This window comes from Rhizobium esperanzae (genome assembly GCF_014197615.1).
Taxonomy (GTDB): Bacteria; Pseudomonadota; Alphaproteobacteria; order Rhizobiales; family Rhizobiaceae; genus Rhizobium; species Rhizobium esperanzae_A.
This window is the reverse complement of record NZ_JACIFY010000001.1, coordinates 260,295-282,015: the sequence shown is the minus strand read 5'-3', so window position 1 is coordinate 282,015 and position 21,721 is coordinate 260,295. Positions and strand designations below refer to the sequence as shown.

The 21,721-nt window shown below is 61.9% G+C and carries 19 protein-coding genes and 1 pseudogene; 15 read left to right on the top strand and 5 right to left on the bottom strand.

Translation table 11 applies throughout. From position 1 onward, the window contains the following. Positions 1-85: 85 nt before the first annotated feature. Positions 86-445 (bottom strand): hypothetical protein, encoded by a 360-nt coding sequence (locus GGD57_RS01420; RefSeq protein WP_184466136.1) that lies wholly within the window; start codon positions 443-445, stop codon positions 86-88. Positions 446-785: 340 nt separating this feature from the next. On the opposite strand from GGD57_RS01420, the gene GGD57_RS01415 reads away from it, so the two are divergent. After that, positions 786-1,622, top strand: a complete 837-nt coding sequence (locus GGD57_RS01415; RefSeq protein ID WP_348645949.1) for an alpha/beta fold hydrolase — start codon at positions 786-788, stop codon at positions 1,620-1,622. 81 nt (positions 1,623-1,703) lie between these two features. Beyond that, positions 1,704-2,381, top strand: a complete 678-nt coding sequence (locus GGD57_RS01410) for a gamma-glutamylcyclotransferase (protein WP_184466505.1) — start codon at positions 1,704-1,706, stop codon at positions 2,379-2,381. 20 nt (positions 2,382-2,401) lie between these two features. On the opposite strand, the gene GGD57_RS01405 is transcribed toward GGD57_RS01410, so the two are convergent. Next, entirely contained in the window at positions 2,402-3,301 is a 900-nt protein-coding gene (locus tag GGD57_RS01405; RefSeq protein ID WP_184466132.1) for a LysR family transcriptional regulator, read from the bottom strand. A gap of 113 nt (positions 3,302-3,414) precedes the next feature. On the opposite strand from GGD57_RS01405, the gene GGD57_RS01400 reads away from it, so the two are divergent. The 6 genes from GGD57_RS01400 (at position 3,415) to GGD57_RS01375 (ending at position 9,892) form a co-directional block, all read left to right on the top strand. Further along, positions 3,415-4,347: a VOC family protein gene (locus GGD57_RS01400; protein WP_184466130.1), complete on the top strand. Its 933-nt coding sequence runs from the start codon at positions 3,415-3,417 to the stop codon at positions 4,345-4,347. A gap of 322 nt (positions 4,348-4,669) precedes the next feature. Next, on the top strand, positions 4,670-5,359 hold the full coding sequence (locus GGD57_RS01395; RefSeq protein WP_184466129.1) for a hydrolase: 690 nt from the start codon (positions 4,670-4,672) through the stop codon (positions 5,357-5,359). A 65-nt stretch (positions 5,360-5,424) separates the two neighbouring features. Then, on the top strand, positions 5,425-5,712 hold the full coding sequence (locus GGD57_RS01390; protein ID WP_184466127.1) for a XapX domain-containing protein: 288 nt from the start codon (positions 5,425-5,427) through the stop codon (positions 5,710-5,712). Beyond that, a complete protein-coding gene (locus GGD57_RS01385) occupies positions 5,712-7,694 on the top strand; it encodes an amidohydrolase (RefSeq protein WP_184466125.1) in 1,983 nt (660 codons plus the stop codon). The genes GGD57_RS01390 and GGD57_RS01385 overlap by 1 nt, the downstream gene beginning before the upstream one ends. A 159-nt stretch (positions 7,695-7,853) precedes the next feature. Continuing rightward, positions 7,854-8,297 (top strand): DoxX family protein, encoded by a 444-nt coding sequence (locus GGD57_RS01380; protein ID WP_184466123.1) that lies wholly within the window; start codon positions 7,854-7,856, stop codon positions 8,295-8,297. Beyond that, positions 8,294-9,892 (top strand): MFS transporter, encoded by a 1,599-nt coding sequence (locus GGD57_RS01375; RefSeq protein ID WP_184466121.1) that lies wholly within the window; start codon positions 8,294-8,296, stop codon positions 9,890-9,892. Before GGD57_RS01380 ends, GGD57_RS01375 begins: the two co-directional genes overlap by 4 nt. A 164-nt stretch (positions 9,893-10,056) precedes the next feature. Here the strand turns inward: GGD57_RS01375 and GGD57_RS01370 are convergent, their stop codons facing one another. Together GGD57_RS01370 and parE are read right to left on the bottom strand one after the other, a co-directional pair. After that, entirely contained in the window at positions 10,057-11,124 is a 1,068-nt protein-coding gene (locus GGD57_RS01370; RefSeq protein WP_184466119.1) for a cyclic nucleotide-gated ion channel, read from the bottom strand. Positions 11,125-11,623: 499 nt separating this feature from the next. Continuing rightward, complete coding sequence (gene parE / locus GGD57_RS01365) at positions 11,624-13,711, bottom strand: DNA topoisomerase IV subunit B (protein ID WP_184466117.1); 2,088 nt, start codon at positions 13,709-13,711, stop codon at positions 11,624-11,626. 222 nt (positions 13,712-13,933) lie between these two features. Between parE and GGD57_RS01360 the strand changes: the two genes are divergently transcribed. The 5 genes and pseudogenes from GGD57_RS01360 (at position 13,934) to GGD57_RS01340 (ending at position 18,706) form a co-directional block, all read left to right on the top strand. Then, complete coding sequence (locus tag GGD57_RS01360) at positions 13,934-14,833, top strand: alpha/beta hydrolase (RefSeq protein WP_184466115.1); 900 nt, start codon at positions 13,934-13,936, stop codon at positions 14,831-14,833. Positions 14,834-14,971: 138 nt separating this feature from the next. Continuing rightward, the gene (tpiA, locus tag GGD57_RS01355; RefSeq protein WP_184466112.1) at positions 14,972-15,742 is read left to right on the top strand and encodes a triose-phosphate isomerase; all 771 of its coding nucleotides are present in this window, start codon (positions 14,972-14,974) and stop codon (positions 15,740-15,742) included. A gap of 118 nt (positions 15,743-15,860) precedes the next feature. Next, the gene (gene secG, locus GGD57_RS01350; RefSeq protein ID WP_184466110.1) at positions 15,861-16,391 is read left to right on the top strand and encodes a preprotein translocase subunit SecG; all 531 of its coding nucleotides are present in this window, start codon (positions 15,861-15,863) and stop codon (positions 16,389-16,391) included. A gap of 144 nt (positions 16,392-16,535) precedes the next feature. After that, positions 16,536-18,164: a CTP synthase gene (locus GGD57_RS01345; protein ID WP_097612815.1), complete on the top strand. Its 1,629-nt coding sequence runs from the start codon at positions 16,536-16,538 to the stop codon at positions 18,162-18,164. A 73-nt stretch (positions 18,165-18,237) separates the two neighbouring features. Beyond that, a pseudogene (locus GGD57_RS01340) lies at positions 18,238-18,706 on the top strand (SRPBCC family protein). A gap of 39 nt (positions 18,707-18,745) precedes the next feature. On the opposite strand, the gene GGD57_RS01335 reads toward GGD57_RS01340, so the two are convergent. After that, the gene (locus GGD57_RS01335) at positions 18,746-19,834 is read right to left on the bottom strand and encodes a citrate synthase/methylcitrate synthase (RefSeq protein ID WP_184466108.1); all 1,089 of its coding nucleotides are present in this window, start codon (positions 19,832-19,834) and stop codon (positions 18,746-18,748) included. Positions 19,835-19,918: 84 nt separating this feature from the next. Between GGD57_RS01335 and GGD57_RS01330 the strand changes: the two genes are divergently transcribed. Continuing rightward, the gene (locus GGD57_RS01330) at positions 19,919-21,064 is read left to right on the top strand and encodes a citrate synthase (RefSeq protein ID WP_184466106.1); all 1,146 of its coding nucleotides are present in this window, start codon (positions 19,919-19,921) and stop codon (positions 21,062-21,064) included. Positions 21,065-21,201: 137 nt separating this feature from the next. After that, positions 21,202-21,720, top strand: a complete 519-nt coding sequence (locus GGD57_RS01325) for a FecR domain-containing protein (RefSeq protein WP_184466104.1) — start codon at positions 21,202-21,204, stop codon at positions 21,718-21,720. Position 21,721 lies beyond the last annotated feature (1 nt).

Here is a 21,721-nt window from a genome sequence, read left to right as displayed (position 1 = left end):
CCTCTTCTTTTTCTTGTACTCTGGTTATGGGCCATCACCCCCGCGGTTTCAAGGTGCGCACCGTGAAAGCGTATACAAAGCGTCGCTATTCGGCCGTCAGAGACAACGTCTTACTGCTGCGGACGCCTGAGAACCTTGAAGGCGTAGAATTGCGTCTTCTGGGCGGCCGTTTGGCTACTGTTGCGATCAGCGCCTCGGTTTCACGCACCTTCGCGCGTTCCGCTGAACGGCAGGCTTCGTCGTTCCAGAGATCCGACAGAATGCCGGACGCCTTGGACAGGGTCTCTTGGCTTCTGAAGTAGCCGCCGTCCAGTGGCAGGATCTGCTGTTTGGTCTCATTGAGCACGGGGTCCAGATCGGGACCGTTGCGCGACGACGATGGTGCTTCACGCTTGTTGGCTGAGCCGGCGTCCCTTGACCTCCAATTCGCTCCCAGCGAGCGCACGTAGCTCGCACCGTCCTCGCGAGCCCAAGATCCGGTCGGCTGCAGAACTCGGGTGCGCCGTTATTATTGCGCAGTAAACAATAAAGTAGAAACTATTGCTGCAATTGTGGGGCAGGGGATCTGACGGCATTATCAACCTGTCAGACGAACTCAGCGTCGCCTGAACTCTTCAAAAACGAAGTTCGCAGGAAGCCGGATGACCGAAGCCCTTTCCTCCATGACCCGCAGGAGTGTGCTGCTTTCCGCAGGTGCTGTCGCAGCGGTCATAACAATATCACCCACTCTCGCCGCCGCAGCCAATGTGGCTGCCGCCACCAACCTGATCGAAGGATCCAAGACAATGGCATATGTAACCACCAAGGACGGCGTCGAAATCTTCTACAAGGACTGGGGTCCGAAGGATGCCCAACCCATCGTCTTCCATCACGGCTGGCCGCTGTCGTCGGATGACTGGGACGCACAGATGCTGTTCTTCCTCTCAAAGGGTTACCGAGTTGTCGCCCATGACCGACGTGGTCACGGCCGCTCGGCCCAGGTCTCGGAAGGCCACGATATGGACCACTATGCAGCGGACGCTTTCGCTGTTGTCGAAGCGCTCGACCTGAAGAACGCCGTGCATATCGGCCACTCCACTGGCGGCGGTGAAGTCGCCCGCTACGTTGCCAACCATGGCCAGCCTTCAGGCCGCGTCGCCAAGGCGGTTCTTGTCTCCGCCGTCCCTCCGCTGATGCTGAAGACGGATGCCAATCCCGAGGGCCTGCCGATGGAAGTCTTCGACGGCTTCCGTTCCGCACTCGCCGCCAACCGCAGCCAGTTCTTTCGTGATGTTCCCGCTGGGCCGTTCTACGGTTTCAATCGGGATGGCGCGAAGGTTCAGGAAGGTATTATCCAGAACTGGTGGCGGCAGGGAATGATGGGCGGCGCGAAGGCGCACCATGATGGCATCAAGGCCTTCTCCGAAACCGACCAGACCGAAGATCTGAAGGCGATCACCGTCCCAACACTCGTCCTGCATGGCGAAGACGACCAGATCGTGCCGATCGCGGACTCGGCGCTGAAGTCTTCCAAGCTTCTGAAGAATAGCTCGCTCAAGACGTATCCGGGCCTCTCGCACGGCATGCTGACGGTCAACTCCGACGTGCTGAACGCCGATCTTCTGGCGTTCGTCCAGTCCTGACTCAAATCTCGGAGCCGTGACACGGAAACGGTCGCGGCTCCGATCTGTTCTACACCTGCCTGACTCTGGAAAACGACAATGATGCTGCTCACCCCCGACCTTGTTGCCCTGACGTTGCGAGACGTCCATGACGACGGCCCGGAACCGAGCTGGACACCGCTTTCTCAAGTGGAACTCGACGATCTCGTCGATAGGCTCGATCAGGAGGCAGGTGGCGATCCGATCTGGGTCTTCGCCTACGGTTCTTTGATCTGGAATCCAGAGTTCGAAGCGACCGCCCGGGAACGTGCGACTGCCTATGGCTGGCACCGCTCGTTTTCATTGAAGATCGAACGCTGGCGGGCGACCAGCGAGCAACCCGGCCTGATGATGGCTCTCGAGCGCGGCGGACGCTGCGATGGCGTTATGCTCCGGCTGCCCAACGAGCACCGCCGCAAGAATCTCGGTGCGCTCGTGGCGCGCGAGATCAGGTACCGGGAAGTCGCGGGCATGGTCCGGTGGATCCAGGTGCAGACACCAAAAGGCCCAAGACGCGCCCTGACGTTTTGGGCAAGCACGAGGCGATCCGGCCTCACGCAGCCACTGCCGGCCGAAACCACCGCTACCCTCATCGCCAGTGCTTGCGGACAGGGTGGATCGTGTGCGCAATATCTGCACAACACAATCGTTGATCTCGAGGCAGAAGGAATCCGCGACCGGAACCTCTGGCATCTGCAGGAGCTCGTTGCCGAGCGGATTAAAGCACAGCAAAGGAGCTGATGTGTCCGCCTGGATTGGCCTCAATCCAGCATGACCATCTGGGCGGCGACCTGCTCTTCGAAGAATTTCGAGAATGAAGCGATTCGTGGTGGAAGCACTTGGTATGGCGGGTAGAACAGTGTCAGCCACAGGTCAGGTGGCGCCCATCCCTTGAAGACCTGGACCAGCCTGCCACTGCGGATGTGATCGGCAATATTGAAACCAGGCAGCAGCGCAACGCCTGCACCGTCGGCGGCCATGTCCGCCAGTACCTCGCCACTGTTGGCGCTGAAGGCTCGGCCTGCCGAAATGGCGATACTCGAGCCGCCGTCGGAAAGAACCCAGTTCTCGCGCCGGCTCTCGCCACTATAGGCGAGGCAATCGTCCGGCTTTAGTTCGTTGGGATGTTGCATATCGGCAAAACGGCTCCCTGGTGCCGCGACCAGGATGCGCGGCACCACTCTGATCTTTCTCCAGATCGTGTACTTGTCCGAAGGCTGTGATGAGATGCGGATCGCCAGGTCATAGTCGTCATCGACGATATTCACCAAACCGTCGGACAACGAGATCTCGAAGCTCATCTTCGGATAGCGTTCCTTGAAACCTGACAGGATCGGCGGCAGCACTGTCTTGCCGAACCATGTGGGCGCGCTGATCCGCAGCCGCCCTTCGTCAGCCTTGTGTGCATTCATCACATCGCGCCGCGCCTCTTCCAGCGTCTTCACCGCTGGCTGGATCTGGGCGGCGAAGATTGCGCCGTCAGTCGTCAGCGAGACTTGCCTCGTCGTTCGCACGAAAAGCTGCACGCCAAGTTCCGCCTCGAGCGCTGCGATCGCGCGTGTGACAGCCGCGGGCGTCATGTCCAACTCACGGGCAACCTGGGCGAAGTTACGTTTCTCGGCGGCGAGGAGAAAGGTTCTGAGGGCTTTGTAGTCGTTCATGTCATTGTTTCAGGATTTGCAATTCAGTCCAGAGGAATATTGCAATTCCGGATGGCGATCAACGGGCGTAGTTTTGAGATCAACAATTTAAACGCCCACTGAAAGGCACCGACATGATCAAGGACATCAAGGGACTGCACCACGTGACTTCGATGGCATCGGACGCACGGCAGAACAACTGCTTCTTCACTAACACGCTTGGTTTGCGCCGGGTGAAGCAGACAGTCAACTTCGATGACCCGAGCGTCTATCACCTCTACTACGGTGATGGGACCGGGTCGGCTGGGACAGTGATGACTTACTTCCCGTTCCCGAACATGATGCTCGGCCGGCCCGGCGTCGGCGAAGTCGGCGAAACACAGTTCTCTGTGCCGAAGGGCTCGCTGAAATTCTGGCAGGATCGCTTCACCATGCAGGGCGTGGACGGACTGGAACTCGACACCGTGTTTGGCGCCAACCGGCTTCGCTTCATGGGGCCGGACGGCGACGGTCTTGCGCTGATCGAGTCCTCCGACGACACGCGGGCTCCGTGGGTTGCAGATGGAATCCCCGACGATGCGGCCATTCGCGGTTTCGCCGGCGCAAGATTCAGCCTTCATGACACCACTGCGACTGAAGAACTGCTCAGCTTCATGGGCTATCAGCGCGCAGGGAAGGAAGGCGACGTGACCCGCTTCGTCATCCCCAACGGCAATGGGGCGGATACCATCGATCTCGCAGCGTTGCCGAAGACGCCTTTTGCGCGTCCGGGCGCAGGTTCGGTGCACCACATCGCGTTTGCCGTCGACAACCGGGAGAAGCAGCTTGAGGTGCGTAAGGCCCTAATGGATACAGGCTATCAGGTCACGCCCGTCATAGACCGCGATTATTTCTGGGCCATCTACTTTCGCACCCCCGGCGGGGTGCTGTTCGAGGTCGCCACGAACGAGCCGGGCTTCAACCGGGACGAGGATACAGCGCATCTTGGGGAGGCTCTCAAACTCCCGAGCAGATACGAGGATTACCGCGACGAGATCCAGGCCAACCTTGTGCCGCTGGCAGCATGAGGAGCAATCTCCCCGACAAAGCCGCGATAAAAAGCGCCGCGTTCCGAAAGGGCTGCGGCGCTTGCCATTTCAGCAGCGCTAACAGTCTAACAATTGTTGCGTACATCGCAATTCAATAGAAATTTTTATTGCAATTCCGCGTGCTTCAGCTGCGCGATAAGTTCGTTTTCAGCAGCCAAGACAACGACTGAGCGGCTCCCAGACGGATCTAGGAACACTTCAAGGATTGCAGAACGAGCGTCGCACGGACGTCTGATCAAATGGCTGCTGCCCATTTATAACTCCGCAACAGGCGGTCCAAACAACCCAAGAGGAAGTGACCATGTCCAAGCTCGAAGTCCTGACCCCCCGCAACAGCCAGCTCATCTTCATCGACCAGCAGCCGCAGATGGCGTTCGGGGTCCAGTCGATCGATCGGCAGACGCTGAAGAATAACGTCGTCGGCCTCGCCAAGGCTGCCAAGATCTTCAACATCCCGACCACGATCACCACGGTCGAGACGCAATCCTTCTCGGGCCATACGTATCCGGAACTGCTCGCCGTTTTCCCGGAGAACGACCTTCTCGAACGCACCTCGATGAATTCCTGGGACGACCAGAACGTTCGCGACGCGTTGGCGAAGAACGCCGCCGAGGGCCGCAAGAAGATTGTCGTCTCCGGTCTCTGGACCGAAGTCTGCAACACCACGTTTGCTCTTTCCGCTCTCCACGATGTTCCGGATTACGAGATCTACATGGTCGCCGATGCTTCCGGCGGCACTTCCGCCGACGCGCACAAGTACGCGATGGACCGGATGGTGCAGGCAGGCGTGATCCCGGTCACCTGGCAGCAAGTCCTGCTCGAATGGCAGCGCGACTGGGCGCAGAAGGAAACCTACGATGCGGTCACCACGCTGGTGAAGGAGCATTCCGGCGCGTACGGCATGGGCATCGACTACGCCTATACGATGGTTCACGGCGCAGAGGAACGCGTCAAGCACGGCAGGCGCATCGGCCCGAACCCCGCAAAATAAGGGCCTGATCCGGCCGCTCCGACAACCCCGTCGGTGCGGCTCTTTCCGCAACCGGAGAACATCCCATGAAAGTCTATTTCCTCTCACTTGGCGCAGGCCTGCTTGTCGGTATCGTTTACAGTCTGTTGAATGTCCGGTCACCCGCGCCACCTGTCGTTGCCCTGGTCGGCCTTCTCGGTATTCTGGTCGGCGAGCAGATCCTTCCGCTCGCGAAGTCGCTTTGGACAAAGGAGCCGGCGGCCATTTCTTGGATCCATCAGATCAAGCCGCACGTGTTCGGCCACCTGCCGAAGGGCACCGATCGTATCGAGATTGCCCATCAGGCGAAGGCGAATATTGAGGGGCGGAGTTGATGACGACGCGTCGATCCTTTCTTGGAGGCGCATCGAGCCTGGCGTTCTCGAACCTCATCTCCCCGGCAAAAGCCGCCAATCCCAACCCGACCAGAGTAGGCACCATGCATCCCGACCTCATCCTCCACAATGGCCGCGTGACGACCCTTGACCGGACCAATCCGAATGCGACGGCGATCGCCATCAAGGATGGGCTGTTTCTGGAAGTCGGATCCGACAGCGAGATCATGGCGCTGGCTGGTTCCGGCACCAAGATCGTCGACCTCAAGGGCAAGCGTGTTCTGCCCGGCCTGATCGACAACCATACCCACGTCGTTCGCGGTGGCCTGAACTACAACATGGAACTTCGCTGGGACGGCGTGCGCTCACTTGCCGACGCGATGGACATGCTGAAGCGCCAGGTGGCGATCACGCCCGCGCCGCAATGGGTTCGCGTCGTCGGCGGATTCACCGAACATCAATTCGCCGAAAGGCGACTGCCAACCATCGAGGAGATCAATGCGATCGCGCCCGACACCCCGGTTTTTCTGTTGCATCTCTACGACCGGGCACTCCTGAATGGCGCGGCCCTGCGCGCCGTCGGCTACACTCGCGATACGCCGAACCCGCCGGGTGGTGAAATCACGCGCGATCCCAACGGCAACCCGACTGGCATGCTGCTCGCGAAGCCGAATGCGGGCATTCTGTACTCGACGCTCGCCAAGGGGCCGAAGCTTCCTCTGGACTACCAAGTTAACTCGACCCGTCACTTCATGCGCGAAATGAACCGCCTCGGCGTGACAGGCGTGATCGATGCGGGCGGAGGCTTCCAGAACTATCCAGACGACTACGAGGTCATCCAGAAGCTCTCCGATGAGAAACAGATGACGGTGCGTCTGGCCTACAACCTCTTCACCCAGAAGCCCAAGGAAGAAAAGCAGGACTTCCTGAAGTGGACGCGGTCGGTCCAATACAAGCAGGGCAACGACTACTTCCGCCACAACGGTGCGGGCGAGATGCTTGTCTTCTCGGCCGCCGACTTCGAAGACTTCCGCCAGCCCCGTCCGGAGATGGCGCCGGAAATGGAAGGTGAGCTGGAAGAGGTCATTCGCGTCCTCGCGGAAAACCGCTGGCCCTGGCGCCTGCATGCCACCTATGACGAGACAATCTCCCGCGCCCTCGACGTGTTCGAGAAGGTCAACAAGGACATTCCACTCGAAGGATTGAACTGGTTCTTCGACCACGCCGAAACCATCTCGGATCGCTCGATCGACCGTATCGCCGCCCTCGGCGGTGGCATCGCCACCCAACACCGCATGGCATATCAGGGCGAATACTTCGTTGAGCGCTACGGGCACGGCGTGGCGGAAGCGACCCCGCCGATCAGGAAGATGCTCGACAAGGGCGTGAACGTCTCGGCCGGTACCGATGCTACCCGCGTCGCCTCCTATAATCCGTGGGTCTCGCTGTCGTGGATGGTGACTGGCAAGACGGTCGGCGGAATGCAGCTCTATCCGCGCGCCAATTGCCTAGACCGGGAGACGGCGCTCAGGATGTGGACCGAGAAAGTGACCTGGTTCTCCAATGAGGAAGGCAAGAAAGGACGCATCGAGAAGGGTCAGTTCGCTGATCTCGTGGTTCCGGACAAGGATTTCTTCTCCTGCGCCGAGGACGAAATCTCCTTCCTCGTTTCGGAACTGACAATGGTTGGCGGCAAGATCGTATACGGCGCAGGTGACTTCAAGACGCTCGATGAGAACGACCTTCCGCCCGCGATGCCTGACTGGTCGCCTGTCCGCAAGTTCGGCGGTTACGCGGCTTGGGGCGAAGCGGAAGGGGCAGGCGCTCGTTCGCTGCGGCGCACCGCGATCTCTACATGCGGATGTGCGAGCAATTGCGGCGTGCACGGCCACGACCATGCCGGAGCCTGGACATCCAAGCTGCCGATCGCCGACATCAAGGGGTTCTTCGGCGCTCTCGGTTGTTCTTGCTGGGCGGTCTGACCAGGCCTCAACTCGGGTGACATAAAGTCTCGAGCGTCGTCAATAATTGCGGATTTTGCAATTAAATCGAAACTATTGCTGCAATTGTTGGCGACGCGGTAGCCAGCCAATATCGCTCCATCGAACACAGCCGCTTGCGGCGAACATACAGGAGCCGACATGACCTACCAATCTCAACCTTCGAATCCAGTCCGGAGCAGTGTCACAAACGTGGTTGGCTCGCCGGTTGCTCGGAGAATGTCTCTCCTCGCACTTTGCGCGGCCTACATCCAAGGCCCGATCACCAAGATCCTCAACTTCAACGGTGCCCTGGCCGAGATGGATCACTTCGGTCTTCGCCCAGCCGCTTTCTTCGCGGTCGCCGTCATAGTGTTCGAACTGATGGCCTCCGCGATGGTGATCTCCGGTTTCCTGCGCTGGGCAGGCGCACTCGCACTCTCCGGCTTCACGCTTATCGCAACTCTCATCGCCCTGCGCTTCTGGGAGATGGCGCCTGGTATGGACCGGATGATGGCGTCCAACGCCTTCTTTGAACATATCGGTCTTGCTGGCGCATTCGCCTTCGTCGCCGCATTCGACCTCGCGAAGGGAACAGGCAGGTGAGCGCCGCAAAAGCATCCGGGGGAACCTTTGCGCCCCTTGCCCAGCCTGTCTTCGCGGTCCTCTGGATCGCCACCGTGATTGGCAACACCGGAAGCTTCATGCGCGATGTCGCAAGCTCCTGGCTGATGACGGATCTTTCGGCATCGCCGGCCGCGGTCGCCATGGTCCAGGCGGCCGGAACTCTGCCGATTTTCCTGCTTGCCATTCCGGCAGGCGTTCTCACCGACATCCTGGATCGCCGCAAGTTCCTGATCGCCGTTCAGGTGCTACTGGCCTCCGTGAGCATTTCGTTGATGCTCCTCTCGCAGACCGGCACGCTCTCGGTCAGTGCTCTCGTCGGGCTGACCTTCCTCGGCGGGATTGGAGCCGCGCTGATGGGGCCGACCTGGCAGGCGATCGTTCCGGAATTGGTGAAGCGCGAGGACGTGAAGAGCGCGGTGGCGCTGAACTCGCTCGGTATCAACATCGCCCGCTCCATCGGCCCTGCCGCAGGCGGCCTGCTTCTCGCAGCCTTTGGCGCGGGGATCACCTATGGCGCGGACGTCGCCAGCTACATCGTGGTGATCGCAGGTCTCGTCTGGTGGCCGCGCGCCAAGAACGCGAACGACGCTCTCCAAGAGAATTTCTTTGGCGCGTTTCGAGCCGGACTTCGCTACACCCGCTCAAGCACGCCACTGCATGTCGTCCTCCTGCGCGCCGCGATCTTCTTCGCCTTCACCAGCGCCGTCTGGGCTCTTCTTCCGCTCGTTGCCCGCCAATTGCTCGGTGGCGATGCCAGCTTCTACGGTATCCTGCTCGGTGCAGTCGGTGCAGGCGCGATCGGTGGAGCGCTGGTGATGCCTAAGCTGCGCCAACGCCTGAGTTCCGATGGCCTGCTTCTCGGCGCAGCGGTTATCACCGCCGCAGTCATGGGAGTCCTTGCTCTCGCTCCACCGAAGTGGGTCGCCATCATCGTCCTTCTCTTCCTCGGTGGTGCATGGATCACCGCCCTGACAACGCTCAACGGCACTGCGCAGTCCGTCCTTCCCAACTGGGTGCGCGGTCGTGGGCTTGCCGTCTACCTGACCGTCTTCAACGGTGCGATGACTGCCGGAAGCCTCGGCTGGGGTGCGGTCGGCGAGGCTGTCGGTATCCAGTCTACCTTGATCATCGGGGCCATCGGCCTGCTCATCGCCGGGTTCATCATGCACCGGGTGAAGCTTCCGGCCGGCGATGCCGACCTGGTGCCGTCCAACCACTGGCCCGAGCCTCTGGTCGCCGAACCCGTTGCCCATGACCGTGGCCCGGTTCTGATCCTCATTGAGTACAAGATCGAGACCCAGAACCGGAGCGCCTTCCTGCATGCCCTCGACCATCTTTCCAAGGAGCGCCGCCGGGACGGTGCCTACGGATGGGGCGTCACCGAGGACTCGGCCGACCCGGAGAAGATCGTGGAGTGGTTCATGGTTGAATCCTGGGCTGAACATCTTCGCCAGCACAAGCGGGTGTCCAACGCCGACGCCGACCTGCAGGGCAAGGTGCTGGCCTACCATGTCGGTCCTGAGAAGCCCGTCGTCCGGCACTTCCTGACAATCAACCGACCCGCGGCGGCATAACGTAAAAGCAAGAGGTGGCAGCTACGGCTGCCTCCTCCAAGGCTTCCGAGTTTATCGAGAATCAGGGAGCAGACACCGTCTCGACTACCTGCAGAAATTTACTGAAGTACCATCACCTTGGGCGCCGGCGGGGCGGTTTGGCGATGCCCAGCCATCAGGTTGGATTATTCCCTCGGCGGCCCGCTCCGCCGCTCCAGCGCCGTCTTGCGGATGGTCTCCGCGATCTCCGGACTACTGCTCGACAACATCTGGAAATCCACGGCGTAGAGCGACAGCAGCGATACCTCGGTCGCTGCGCTGACCGTCGCTGAGCGCGGTTCGCCACTGATCAGCGCCATCTCGCCAAAGAAGTTTCCGGCACCGAGTTCCACTGGATGGTCGGGTGTCGCCACGGTGACCCGCCCCTCGACAATGAAGAACATCTGATCGCCAACATCGCCCTTGCGGCAGATCACGGCACCTGCAGGGACAATGCGCGGTCGCAACGCCCGAACGATCTCGATCAGTGCAGCGGAACCAAGCTTCCGGAACAGGGGTACGGCAGCGACCAATTGCCAGTTGCGAACGAAGTCTTGGCGACGAACCTCTTCGTAGAAGCCGGTGGCGAGGATGCCGGCCCAAAGTGCAAAAATACCGATCCCGCTCATCATCACCAATCCGGCCAGAACTCGACCTGCAAGGCTCTGCGGAATCTCGTCACCGTAGCCGGTCGTCGACAGCGTCACGACCGCCCACCACATCGCCTGCGGGATGCTGCCGAACCTATCGGGCTGGACGTCTCGCTCGATGATATAACCGCCCAACGCAGCGCCAAAAAGAACGATGCCGAACACCGATGTCACGCCAAGCAGATTGCGCGATTCATTCGCGACCACCTTTGCCAGCAGCCTGAAAAAGGTCGAGTCGCGCAACGGCTTGAGAAGCCAAATGGCGCAATAGAGGTTTCGATCACGGGACCCAACGAACAAGAATGCAGCAGCCGGAACCAGAACCGCGAGCAAATCGATCACCAGGGTCGGCATCCCGCCTGGCAAGCGGTGTCGCCGTGAAAGCAATGTCCCGCTCAATTGGAGGACATAGACCAACCAAATTGCCGCAAGTAGTAGCTCAAGGACAAGCCTCTCCTGTCCAGTAAGGCCCTGCGTCGTCAGTGCGGCAACGACCAAGAGACCTATTGTCACGAACAGCGCGTTGAGCGGCGTCGAAATCGTTGAGAAAGGCATTGCCGACATTAGATACTCCCAACCGCCCGGCATTCGTCGACAATAGATATCTTCGGGTTCCACGCAAGGGAACACGGGACGGATGCAATGTGCCTTCGCACCAAAGATTTGGCAGCCGGAACGCGTTACAACATTTTATAGGGATGCACCCGAGCTGTGACAGTGGTGCGCAGAACCTCGTCGTGCAGTTACAGAGATGTGCCTTGCGCGTCTGTCCGGACGATCCGGTGTCAAGACGTGGCGTGCGGTCTAGGATTGGGCGCAAACCGCAAACGCCATCGGAGAGACTTCGTCGAAACGAACTTCGTTGTTGAACTCGTTCATCATTCGGCTGATCAAAGGCGGTTTGCGGGAGCTAGCCCTACCTAAGCCAGTTCGTAGAGACATTAGGGAATGTCGAGTAGGATCATCAGTTCCCGCCCACGCTCCGATGCATTCTCCCGTTGGCTGACGATGGCTTCAACACAGGCCAGTTTTAGCGGTGGCCATAACCACCCTGGGTTTCTCATTAGATATCGAGATTCTCCGCGAAAGCCGCGCGTTCCTGGATGAAGCGGAAGCGGGCTTCCGGCTTGGTGCCCATCAGATCGTCGACGGCGCTGCGGGTGCCTTCGAAATCCACCTCGTCGATCAGCACCTTGAGCAGGGTGCGTTTGGACGGATCCATGGTGGTTTCCTTGAGCTGGGCTGGCATCATCTCGCCGAGACCTTTGAAGCGGCTGATCTCGACCTTGGCCTTGCCCTTGAAGTCCGTCTGCATCAGCTCGGCGCGATGATTGTCGTCGCGGGCATAGGCGGATTTCGCTCCTTGGGTGATCTTGTAAAGCGGCGGCACGGCGAGGAAGAGATGGCCTCCGCGCACCAGCTCCGGCATCTCCTGATAGAAGAAGGTGATGAGCAGCGAGGCGATGTGGGCGCCGTCGACGTCGGCATCGGTCATGACGATGATGCGCTCGTAGCGCAGGTCTTCCTGCCTGTATTTCGAGCGCGTGCCGCAGCCGAGCGCCTGGATGAGATCGGCGAGCTGCTGGTTGGCGCCGAGCTTTTCGCGGCCGGCGCTGGCAACGTTCAGGATCTTGCCGCGCAGCGGCAGAATGGCCTGGTTGGCGCGGTTGCGCGCCTGCTTGGCCGAACCGCCTGCCGAGTCACCTTCGACGATGAAGAGTTCGGCGCCTTCGGCGGTGTTCTGCGAACAATCGGCGAGCTTGCCGGGCAGACGCAGCTTGCGCACGGCGGTCTTGCGGTTGACTTCCTTTTCCTTGCGGCGGCGCAGACGCTCCTCGGCGCGCTCGATCACCCAGTCGAGCAGCTTGGCCGACTCGTTCGGGTTGTCGGCAAGGTAGTGGTCGAAGGGGTCGCGCAGCGCGTTTTCGACGATGCGCTGGGCCTCGACGGTGGCGAGCTTGTCCTTGGTCTGGCCGACGAACTCAGGCTCGCGGATGAAGACCGAGAGCATGCCGACGGCCGAGATCATCACGTCATCGGTGGTGATCTGGGCGGCGCGCTTGTTCTGCGTCAGCTCGGCATAGGCCTTCAGGCCCTTGGTTAGCGCGATGCGCAGGCCCGCCTCATGCGTGCCGCCTTCAGGGGTCGGGATGGTATTGCAGTAGGAATGCACCTGCGGATCGCCGCCATACCAGGTGATCGCCCATTCCATCGAGCCGTGGCCGCTCACCTTCTCGGTCTTGCCGGCGAAGATTTCGCGGGTGACGGTGAATTCCTTGCCCATCGTCGCCTGGAGATAATCCTTCAGGCCGCCGGGGAAATGGAAGACCGCCTTGTCGGGCACCTCGGAGCCTTCGGGCAAAACACCCGCCTCGCAGCTCCAGCGGATCTCGACGCCGCCGAACAGGTAGGCCTTCGAGCGCGCCATCCGGAACACCCGGGCAGCGTCGAACTTCATGTGATCCCCAAAGATCTGGGGGTCGGGGTGGAAACGCACGCGCGTGCCGCGGCGATTGTGGACGTCGCCAAGCTCTTCCAGCCCGCCCTGCGGCAGGCCGCGGGAAAAACGCTGGCGGTAGAGCTTGCGGTTGCGCGCCACCTCGACCTCGAGGTCGTCGGAGAGCGCGTTGACCACGGAGACGCCGACGCCGTGCAGGCCGCCGGATGTCTCGTAGGCCTTGCCGTCGAATTTGCCGCCGGCATGCAGCTTGGTCATGATGACTTCGAGCGTCGATTTGCCCGGGACCTGCGGATGGTTTTCGACCGGGATGCCGCGGCCGTTATCGGAGACGGTGAGATAACCCTCAAGGTCAAGATAGACCTCGATGAAATTGGCGTGCCCGGCGACTGCCTCGTCCATCGCATTGTCGATGACTTCGGCAAAGAGGTGATGCAGCGCCTTCTCATCGGTGCCGCCGATATACATGCCCGGGCGCATGCGCACCGGCTCCAGGCCTTCGAGGACGCGGATCGACGAGGCGCCGTACTCGTCCGCGTTCGACGCGGCGGGTGCGGGACGTGCAGGCGCCGAGGGGGCAGGGGCCGGCGCGACAGCGACGGGCGGCCGTTCACTCGGCGCGGCAGGCTTTTGTGCCTCCTCGCGTTTGTCAGAGAGGGGCACTGCGGAAAAGAGGTCGTTGCTATCGTCCATGGAGCCGTTCAGATCTTCATCCTGTCTTGGGTCTGGCTTGGGGCTTGCATCCTCCGCCGACCCAAAATCACCGCATTTCATGTCACGTTTGCGAATCAGGCAGATTTTGCCAGAAAGCACCTCTATACGCGACACCGCCCGTTTTGGCGGGGCTTTTCATACATGATTTGCGTTGCCGGGCGCGGAATGGCAAGCGGCGGCAGGCTTCAGGAAACCATCCGCATGCGAATGTCCACAAGTCATTACACTGTTATATCGGCAATTGCGGCGTTTTTCCTGTCCGCGGCCGTGCTTTCCGCCGGCGGACCGGCGCAGGCGGGCGATGCGCTGCCACCTTTCAAGGACGATCTGTTCTCGAAACAGACCGTGCTGCAGACAAGCGACGACGGCGCCTTCGACGTCATCGACTATGACGAGATGCGCGATATCAACGGCCGCGACCAGATCCCGCAAAAGCGGGTGCAGCAAAAATATGTGGCGCTCGGCATCCGCAAGACCCAGGCCGACGAGACGCTGTCGCTCGACGGCATCGCGCTCGATGTCACCAGGGTGGGACCGGCTCAGAATGCCGCCTTCACGGTGATTTTCATCCATGGCCGCGACGGCGACCGCCGGCTGGGGGCCAACGACTACAGTTTCGGCGGCAATTTCAACCGGCTTAAGAACCTCGTCGCCGGCAATGGCGGCGTCTATTATTCACCGACGGTCAGGAGCTTCGACAGCAACGGCGTTGCCGCGATCGCCGGCCTCATCCGTTATGCCAGCGCCCAGTCGCCCGGCCGGCCGATCATCCTTTCCTGCGCCTCGATGGGCAGCCAGGTCTGCTGGGGCATTGCGCGTGACGGCGAAAGCGTCAAGCGGCTGAAGGGCATGCTTGTCATGAGCGGCGTCACCGATCCCGATTTCACCAGGAGCGCCTTCTACAAGGCGAAGCTACCGCTGTGGTTCGCCCATGGCAGCCGTGACCCGGTCTATGCGGCAAGCGACCAGCAGGCACTGTTCGAAAGCCTGCACAAGGCAAAATACCCGGCGCGCTTTACACTGTTTCAGACCGGCAACCACGGAACGCCGATCCGGATGATCGACTGGCGCCGGGTGTTGAACTGGATTCTTGCCGGCTGAAGCGTGCTGCCCGTCGTTTTTCGGCAGAAATCTGCACGCGATCGCAGCTATTCCCCTTACGTCCAGGGGCATGATGCTTTTCTTTGCCGCAAGCTTTTGATATTGCCGCAGGCACAGACAGATTTTGGGAAGGCCGGCATGACACCTGACGTGCGACCGCTTGTGGCGGGAAATTGGAAAATGAACGGCACGCGTGCCTCGCTGGATCAGATCAAGGCGATCGCCGAGGGCGTGCGCCCGCCGCTCGTCGATAAGGTCGAGGCGCTGATCTGCCCGCCGACGACGCTGCTCTATGTGGCAACCGCGCTCTGCACCGACAGCCCGCTTTCGATCGGTGCGCAGGATTGCCATCAGAAGGCCTCCGGCGCGCATACCGGCGACATCTCTGCCGAAATGATCGCCGATGCTTTCGGTACCTATGTCATCGTCGGCCATTCCGAGCGGCGCACCGACCATGCCGAAACGGATCATCTGGTGCGCGCCAAGGCGGAGGCAGCCTTTGCCGCCGACCTGACGGCGATCATCTGCATCGGCGAGACGGCGGACGAACGCCGCGCCGGGCAGGCGCTCGACATCATCAAGCGCCAGCTTTCCGCCTCGGTTCCGGACGGCGCCACCGCCGAGAACACCGTCATCGCCTACGAGCCGATCTGGGCGATCGGCACCGGTGTGACGCCGACATCAGGCGACGTGGAAAAGGCACATGCCTTCATGCGCGCCGAGCTCGTGGCCCGCTTCGGCGATGAAGGCCGCAAGATGCGCCTGCTCTATGGCGGCTCGGTCAAGCCGGCCAATGCCGGCGAGCTGATGGGCATTGCCAATGTCGACGGCGCGCTGATCGGCGGGGCGAGCTTGAAAGCGTCCGACTTCCTCGCCATTTACCGGGCCTATGAGGCGTTGCTCGCCTGAGGCATTGTTCATTCCCAGTTTATTCCGGGCTGAAGGGCTTGGAATAGACGAAAGCCTCATGTAAAGAGCCGCCAGAATTCTTACTTATGTCCGTCTCCAGGCGGGCAGGACTGGACCCATGCAGACCGTATTGATTGTCATTCATCTCATGATCGTGCTCGCCCTCGTCGGCGTGGTGCTCATCCAGCGTTCGGAAGGCGGCGGCCTCGGCATCGGCGGTGGTTCGGGCTTCATGTCGGCCCGCGGCACGGCCAATGCGCTGACGCGTACGACCGCGATCCTTGCGACCCTGTTCTTCCTGACCTCGCTCGGCCTCGGCATTCTGACGCGTTACGAAGGCCGCCCGAGCGACATTCTCGACCGCATTCCGGCAACAGGCGGCCAGGGCAACGGCATTCTCGATTCGCTCGGCGGCGGCGCGCAGGCCCCGGCAAATCCGCCGGCCGGCAACGGCGTTCCGAGCAGCGGGGCGGCAACGCCCGCACCGCAGGCTCCGGCTGCACAAGCTCCTGCAACGACTTCACCGGCAACTCAGGCTCCGGCTGCCACTGCACCGGCGACGACCACCGCTCCGGCGGCGACTGCGCCTGCAGCTCCTGCCGCCACGCCGGCGCCGGCTCAGCCTTCCGGCGTCCCGACGGCACAATAAACCGGGCTTCGACATAAACCGCCGGCAGGCCCCAGGGTCTGCCGGTTTTCTTTTGTTCAGATTCCTGCGCGACGCTCCGAAAATTCCGGAAAAGAATTTTTGGGGCTGGTGGAATCGTTTTTGAAAAGGTATCCGGTGAATCCCATGGCGCGATACGTATTCATCACTGGCGGCGTGGTTTCCTCTCTCGGAAAAGGAATTGCGGCCGCGGCTCTCGGAGCGTTGCTGCAGGCCCGTGGATATCGGGTCCGGCTTCGCAAGCTCGATCCCTATCTGAACGTGGACCCGGGCACGATGAGCCCGACCCAGCACGGCGAGGTCTTCGTGACCGACGACGGCGCGGAAACCGATCTCGATCTCGGTCATTACGAACGCTTCACTGGGCGTTCGGCGACCAAGACCGACAACATCACCACCGGCCGCATCTACAAGAACATCATCGACAAGGAACGGCGCGGCGACTATCTCGGCGCGACGGTGCAGGTCATTCCGCACGTCACCAACGAGATCAAGGATTTCGTTATCGAGGGCAATGACGATTACGACTTCGTCATCTGCGAAATCGGCGGCACGGTCGGCGATATCGAGGCGATGCCGTTCATGGAGGCGATTCGCCAGCTCGGCAACGATCTGCCGCGCGGCACCGCCGTCTACGTCCACCTGACGCTGATGCCTTACATTCCGGCGGCCGGCGAGTTGAAGACCAAGCCGACGCAGCATTCGGTCAAGGAATTGCAGGCGCTCGGCATTCATCCCGATATCCTGCTGGTACGCGCCGACCGGGAAATTCCGGAAGCCGAGCGCCGCAAGCTGTCGCTGTTCTGCAATGTCCGCCCGTCCGCCGTCATCCAGGCGCTCGACGTCGCCAACATCTACGATGTGCCGATCGCCTACCACAAGGAAGGGCTTGATGACGAAGTGCTGGCCGCCTTCGGCATCGAGCCGGCGCCGAAGCCGCGTCTCGACCCTTGGGAAGAGGTCTGCAACCGCATCCGCACGCCGGAAGGCGAGGTGACGATTGCGATCGTCGGCAAATATACCGGCCTCAAGGATGCCTATAAATCGCTGATCGAGGCGCTGCATCACGGCGGCATCGCCAATCGCGTCAAGGTCAAGCTCGAATGGATCGAGTCCGAGGTCTTCGAAAAGGAAGATCCGGCGCCCTATCTCGAAAAGGTGCACGGCATTCTCGTGCCCGGCGGCTTCGGCGAACGGGGCTCCGAGGGCAAGATCCATGCAGCCCGTTTCGCCCGCGAACGCAAGGTGCCGTATTTCGGGATCTGCTTCGGCATGCAGATGGCTGTCATCGAGGCGGCACGCAATCTCGCCGACGTGTCCAGCGCCTCCTCGACCGAATTCGGTCCGACCAAGGAGCCGGTGGTCGGCCTGATGACCGAATGGGTCAAGGGCAACGAGCTGCAGAAGCGTACCGCGGCCGGCGATCTCGGCGGCACGATGCGCCTCGGCGCCTATAAGGCCGCGCTGAAGAAAGGTACGAAGATCTCGGAAATCTACGGTTCCACCGATATTTCCGAGCGTCATCGCCACCGCTACGAGGTCAATGTCGACTACAAGGACCGGCTCGAGAGCTGCGGCCTCGTCTTCTCCGGCATGTCGCCGGATGGCGTGCTGCCGGAGACGATCGAATATCCCGATCATCCCTGGTTCATCGGCGTTCAGTATCACCCGGAACTGAAGAGCCGGCCGCTCGACCCGCATCCGCTGTTTGCCAGCTTCATCGAAGCGGCGACGGAACAGAGCCGCCTCGTCTGACGAATGCCGGCACCAGATCGCGCGATTTCAAGCGCGATCTGGTCAATATTCGTGCTCGCGCTATGTCGCCGGCATGACCACTCCACGCAGCACCACCGTCTCACGCTTCATCGCCGCACCACGCGAGCGCATCTACCGGCTTTCCTCGACGAACAGGCGGTTGCCGCCTGGCTTCCGCCGGATTCGATGAAGGGCATCGTCCATGCCTTCGAGGGCAGGGAAGGCGGCGCCTTCAGCATGTCGCTCGTCTATCCCGACGACGAGACGTTTCAGTCGGGCAAAACCTCTGACAAGACCGACAGTTCGAAGGCCGTTTTGCAGGGCTCGTGCCTGACGAACAGATCGTCTGGGCGACGGTCTTCGATTCCGAGGATGAGAGTTTTTCCGGCGAGATGACGGTCAGCACAACATTGTTACCCGCCGATGGCGGCACTGACGTGACGATGGTCTGCCACAACATTCCCTCCGGCATTCGCCTTGAAGACAATGAGGAAGGCTGCCGTTCGACGCTTGACAACCTCGCCGTCTTCGTCGGCGGTTGAGCGAGGCGGCAGGGCATGCCCCACCGCCGCATTCCATCTTCAGGCGGCGGCCGGCAGCGGGCCGATATAGACCGAGCGCGGACGAATCAGCCGGCCGTCAAGCGCCTGTTCGCGGGCATGCGCCAGCCATCCGACGGTGCGGCCGATCGCAAAGACGCCGGTGAAGGCCTGACGCGGGAAGCCGAGCGTTTCGAGCAGCAGTGCGGTATAAAATTCGACATTGACGTCGAGCGGCCGGTCCGGCTTGCGCAGTTTGAGGATCGCCAATGCCGCCGCCTCCACGGCTTCGGCCAGAGCGCTGCGGGCGCTGTCCACCTGTCCTGATGCGATCAACGGCTTCAGCGCACCTTTCAGCGCATCGGCGCGGGGATCGCGGACCCGGTAGATACGGTGGCCGAAACCCATCAGCCTTTCGCCGCGATCGAGCGCTTCGCCGAGCCATGGCCCGGCATTCTCCGCGGTTCCGATCGCATCCAGCATGTCGAGGACCGGACCGGGCGCACCGCCATGCAGCGGTCCCTTCAGTGCGCTCAGCGCCGCCAGGACCGAGGAGGTGAGACCGGCCTGCGTCGAGGCGATGACGCGCGATGCGAAGGTCGAGGCGTTGAGGCCGTGATCGGATATCGTCACGAGATAGGCGTCGAGTGCGGACGTCTGCTCCCGGGTCGGCAATTCTCCTGTGAGCATGCGGAGGATGTCGGCCGCCTGCGGCAGCGAGGCGTCGGGCGCGATCGGCCCTTCACCGCGCTGCAGCCTGAGAATGGCCGGCAGGAAGACTGCGGGCGCGGCCAGCAGGCTGAGCGCGGTATCGAAATCGTCGCCGTCGGGCAGCCGGGCAATCAGCGCCCGCAGCGCATCGACGGGAGGCAGGGCCAGCAGGGCGGCGTCGGCGGCCCCGATATGGCCGAACACCTGTTTCCGGGCTTTCGCCAGCCAGTTGCGCAACTCCGCTTCGCCGAAGCTTCGTTCCATCAGCCCGTCGAGTAGCAAGGCTGCTACACCTTCATAGCTGCAGTCTGCGACGAGATGATCGAGCGATACGCCGCGGATGATCAGCCGTCCCGCTTCGCCATCGACATCCGACAGCTGCGTTTCGGCGGCGATGACGTCTTCCAAGCCATTTTTCATGTTGTTTTCTCCTTTACGGCCTGAATGATCCGACCTACTCTCATTGACGTCAATCTTGATGAAAATGATCAATGTGAGGCTCCGATGTCGTGGTTGACTGCCGAGGAGGCGCTGCAGGCGCTGAAAACCAAGCCGCAGACGCTCTACGCCAATGTCAGCCGCGGGCGCATCCGCGCCAAGCCGGATCCCGCCGACCCGCGCCGCAGCCTCTACCAGTCTGCCGACGTGCAGCGGCTGGCCGAACGCCATGCCGGCCGGCGCAAGACGGAAACCGTTGCCGCCGAGGCCATCCGTTGGGGCGATCCGGTTCTCTCTTCGGCAATCTCCACCATCATGGATGGACGGCTTTTCTATCGCGGACGGGACGCCGCCGATTTCGCCGAGGCGGCGACGCTGGAGCAGACGGCAGCACTGCTCTGGAATGGTGCCGAAGCGCTGTCCTTGAAGGCTGAGGCCGGGCACGCCGCCCCGTCGCTTGAGGCGGCGTTCGTGGCGCTTGCCGGGCAGGTAACATCGGATCTGCCGTCGCTCGGCCGGTCGCAGGCGGCCCTTCGCCGCGAGGCGCAAGCGGTCCTTTCCACCGTCGCCGATGCGCTGGCGCCGGGGCCTTCGGAGCAGCCGCTGCATCTCAGGCTTGCCGCAAGCTGGCAGCGGCCGGATGCCGCCGATTGCCTGCGCCGGGCGCTGGTGCTACTTGCCGATCACGAACTCAACGCCTCGGCCTTTGCGGCGCGGGTCACGGCATCGGCGGGTGCCGCCCTTTCGGCCGCCGTGCTGTCGGGTCTGGCAACGCTGACAGGGCCGCTGCATGGCGCTGCATGGCAGGGCGTCGACGCGCTGATCGAGAGGGCCTCAGCGCTCGGAGCCGAGCAGGCGATCCGCCGCTCGCTCGTCCAGGGCAATCACCTTTCAGCCTTCGGCCATCCGCTCTATCCCGATGGCGATCTCAGGGCTCAGGCGCTGCTTTCGCACTTTCGCCTGCCACCGCAGTTTGCCGAACTCCTGGAGGCGGGCGAGGAGATGGTCGGCGAAAAGGTCAACGTCGATTTCGCGCTTGCCGCTATGGCGGTCGCCTTCGATCTGCCGCGGGAGGCGCCGATCATTATTTTTTCGCTAGCCCGTTCCACCGGCTGGCTGGCACATGCGATGGAGCAGATCGGGAGCGGAGAGTTGATCCGGCCGCGGGCGCGTTATGCCGGGCCGGCGCCTGCAACAAGGAGCGCCCCTTAGGAATCCGCCTGCGATGACGCCAGTCTGCTTTTTCGCATAGGGAAATATCCGAATTCGGCTATCATGCCCGGTATGGGAGAAGACGGTTGGCGGGCGCTTTCGACATGAGCCGCTCCGCACGGTCATGGGGGCTTTCCATGAATATCACGCTTCGCTGCCTGTTTGCCGGCGCACTCGCGGTCGGCCTGTTTCCAGAAGGGGCGGCCTTTGCGCAGTCCGCCGGCTGCACGATGTCGCGCGAGGCCGACGGGCGCCAGGTGTTCACTTGTCCGGGCGGCGTCAAGGTGACGGCGGAGGCCGGCGCCTCCTTCCGCCTTGCCGACCGCAATGGTGACGGCAGCCCCGATTCGGCATCGCTGCGGCGCAAGGCCATCCTCGTCGATGTCGACAGCAGCCAGCATGCTGGCGGCTTCCAGGTGGTGACACCGCAGGCGATCGCCGCCGTGCGCGGCACGCAATGGGCGGTCGACGTCGCCGGCGGCAAAACCTCGGTGCTGGTCGTCAGAGGCAGCGTCGCGGTGCGGCGGCCGGCCGGCGAGCAGGTGGTGCTGTCGCCTGGCGAGGGCGTCGACGTTTCGGGCGGAACGGAGCCGCTCGTCGTGCGCCGCTGGCCGGCACCGCGCGTTGCCGCTCTTCTTGCCCGTCTCGGCCAATAAT

What these genes read in the sequence shown, in the direction of transcription:
- parE (WP_184466117.1), bottom strand. Translation starts at nt 13,711, where the DNA reads ATGGACGATAGCAACGACCTCTTTTCCGCAGTGCCCCTCTCTGACAAA.
- GGD57_RS01415 (WP_348645949.1), top strand. Translation starts at nt 786, where the DNA reads ATGGCATATGTAACCACCAAGGACGGCGTCGAAATCTTCTACAAGGAC.
- GGD57_RS01405 (WP_184466132.1), bottom strand. Translation starts at nt 3,301, where the DNA reads ATGAACGACTACAAAGCCCTCAGAACCTTTCTCCTCGCCGCCGAGAAA.
- GGD57_RS01380 (WP_184466123.1), top strand. Translation starts at nt 7,854, where the DNA reads ATGACCTACCAATCTCAACCTTCGAATCCAGTCCGGAGCAGTGTCACA.
- GGD57_RS01385 (WP_184466125.1), top strand. Translation starts at nt 5,712, where the DNA reads ATGACGACGCGTCGATCCTTTCTTGGAGGCGCATCGAGCCTGGCGTTC.
- secG (WP_184466110.1), top strand. Translation starts at nt 15,861, where the DNA reads ATGCAGACCGTATTGATTGTCATTCATCTCATGATCGTGCTCGCCCTC.
- GGD57_RS01345 (WP_097612815.1), top strand. Translation starts at nt 16,536, where the DNA reads ATGGCGCGATACGTATTCATCACTGGCGGCGTGGTTTCCTCTCTCGGA.
- GGD57_RS01370 (WP_184466119.1), bottom strand. Translation starts at nt 11,124, where the DNA reads ATGTCGGCAATGCCTTTCTCAACGATTTCGACGCCGCTCAACGCGCTG.
- GGD57_RS01395 (WP_184466129.1), top strand. Translation starts at nt 4,670, where the DNA reads ATGTCCAAGCTCGAAGTCCTGACCCCCCGCAACAGCCAGCTCATCTTC.
- GGD57_RS01325 (WP_184466104.1), top strand. Translation starts at nt 21,202, where the DNA reads ATGAATATCACGCTTCGCTGCCTGTTTGCCGGCGCACTCGCGGTCGGC.
- GGD57_RS01390 (WP_184466127.1), top strand. Translation starts at nt 5,425, where the DNA reads ATGAAAGTCTATTTCCTCTCACTTGGCGCAGGCCTGCTTGTCGGTATC.
- GGD57_RS01360 (WP_184466115.1), top strand. Translation starts at nt 13,934, where the DNA reads ATGCGAATGTCCACAAGTCATTACACTGTTATATCGGCAATTGCGGCG.
- GGD57_RS01330 (WP_184466106.1), top strand. Translation starts at nt 19,919, where the DNA reads ATGTCGTGGTTGACTGCCGAGGAGGCGCTGCAGGCGCTGAAAACCAAG.
- tpiA (WP_184466112.1), top strand. Translation starts at nt 14,972, where the DNA reads ATGACACCTGACGTGCGACCGCTTGTGGCGGGAAATTGGAAAATGAAC.
- GGD57_RS01400 (WP_184466130.1), top strand. Translation starts at nt 3,415, where the DNA reads ATGATCAAGGACATCAAGGGACTGCACCACGTGACTTCGATGGCATCG.
- GGD57_RS01335 (WP_184466108.1), bottom strand. Translation starts at nt 19,834, where the DNA reads ATGAAAAATGGCTTGGAAGACGTCATCGCCGCCGAAACGCAGCTGTCG.
- GGD57_RS01410 (WP_184466505.1), top strand. Translation starts at nt 1,704, where the DNA reads ATGCTGCTCACCCCCGACCTTGTTGCCCTGACGTTGCGAGACGTCCAT.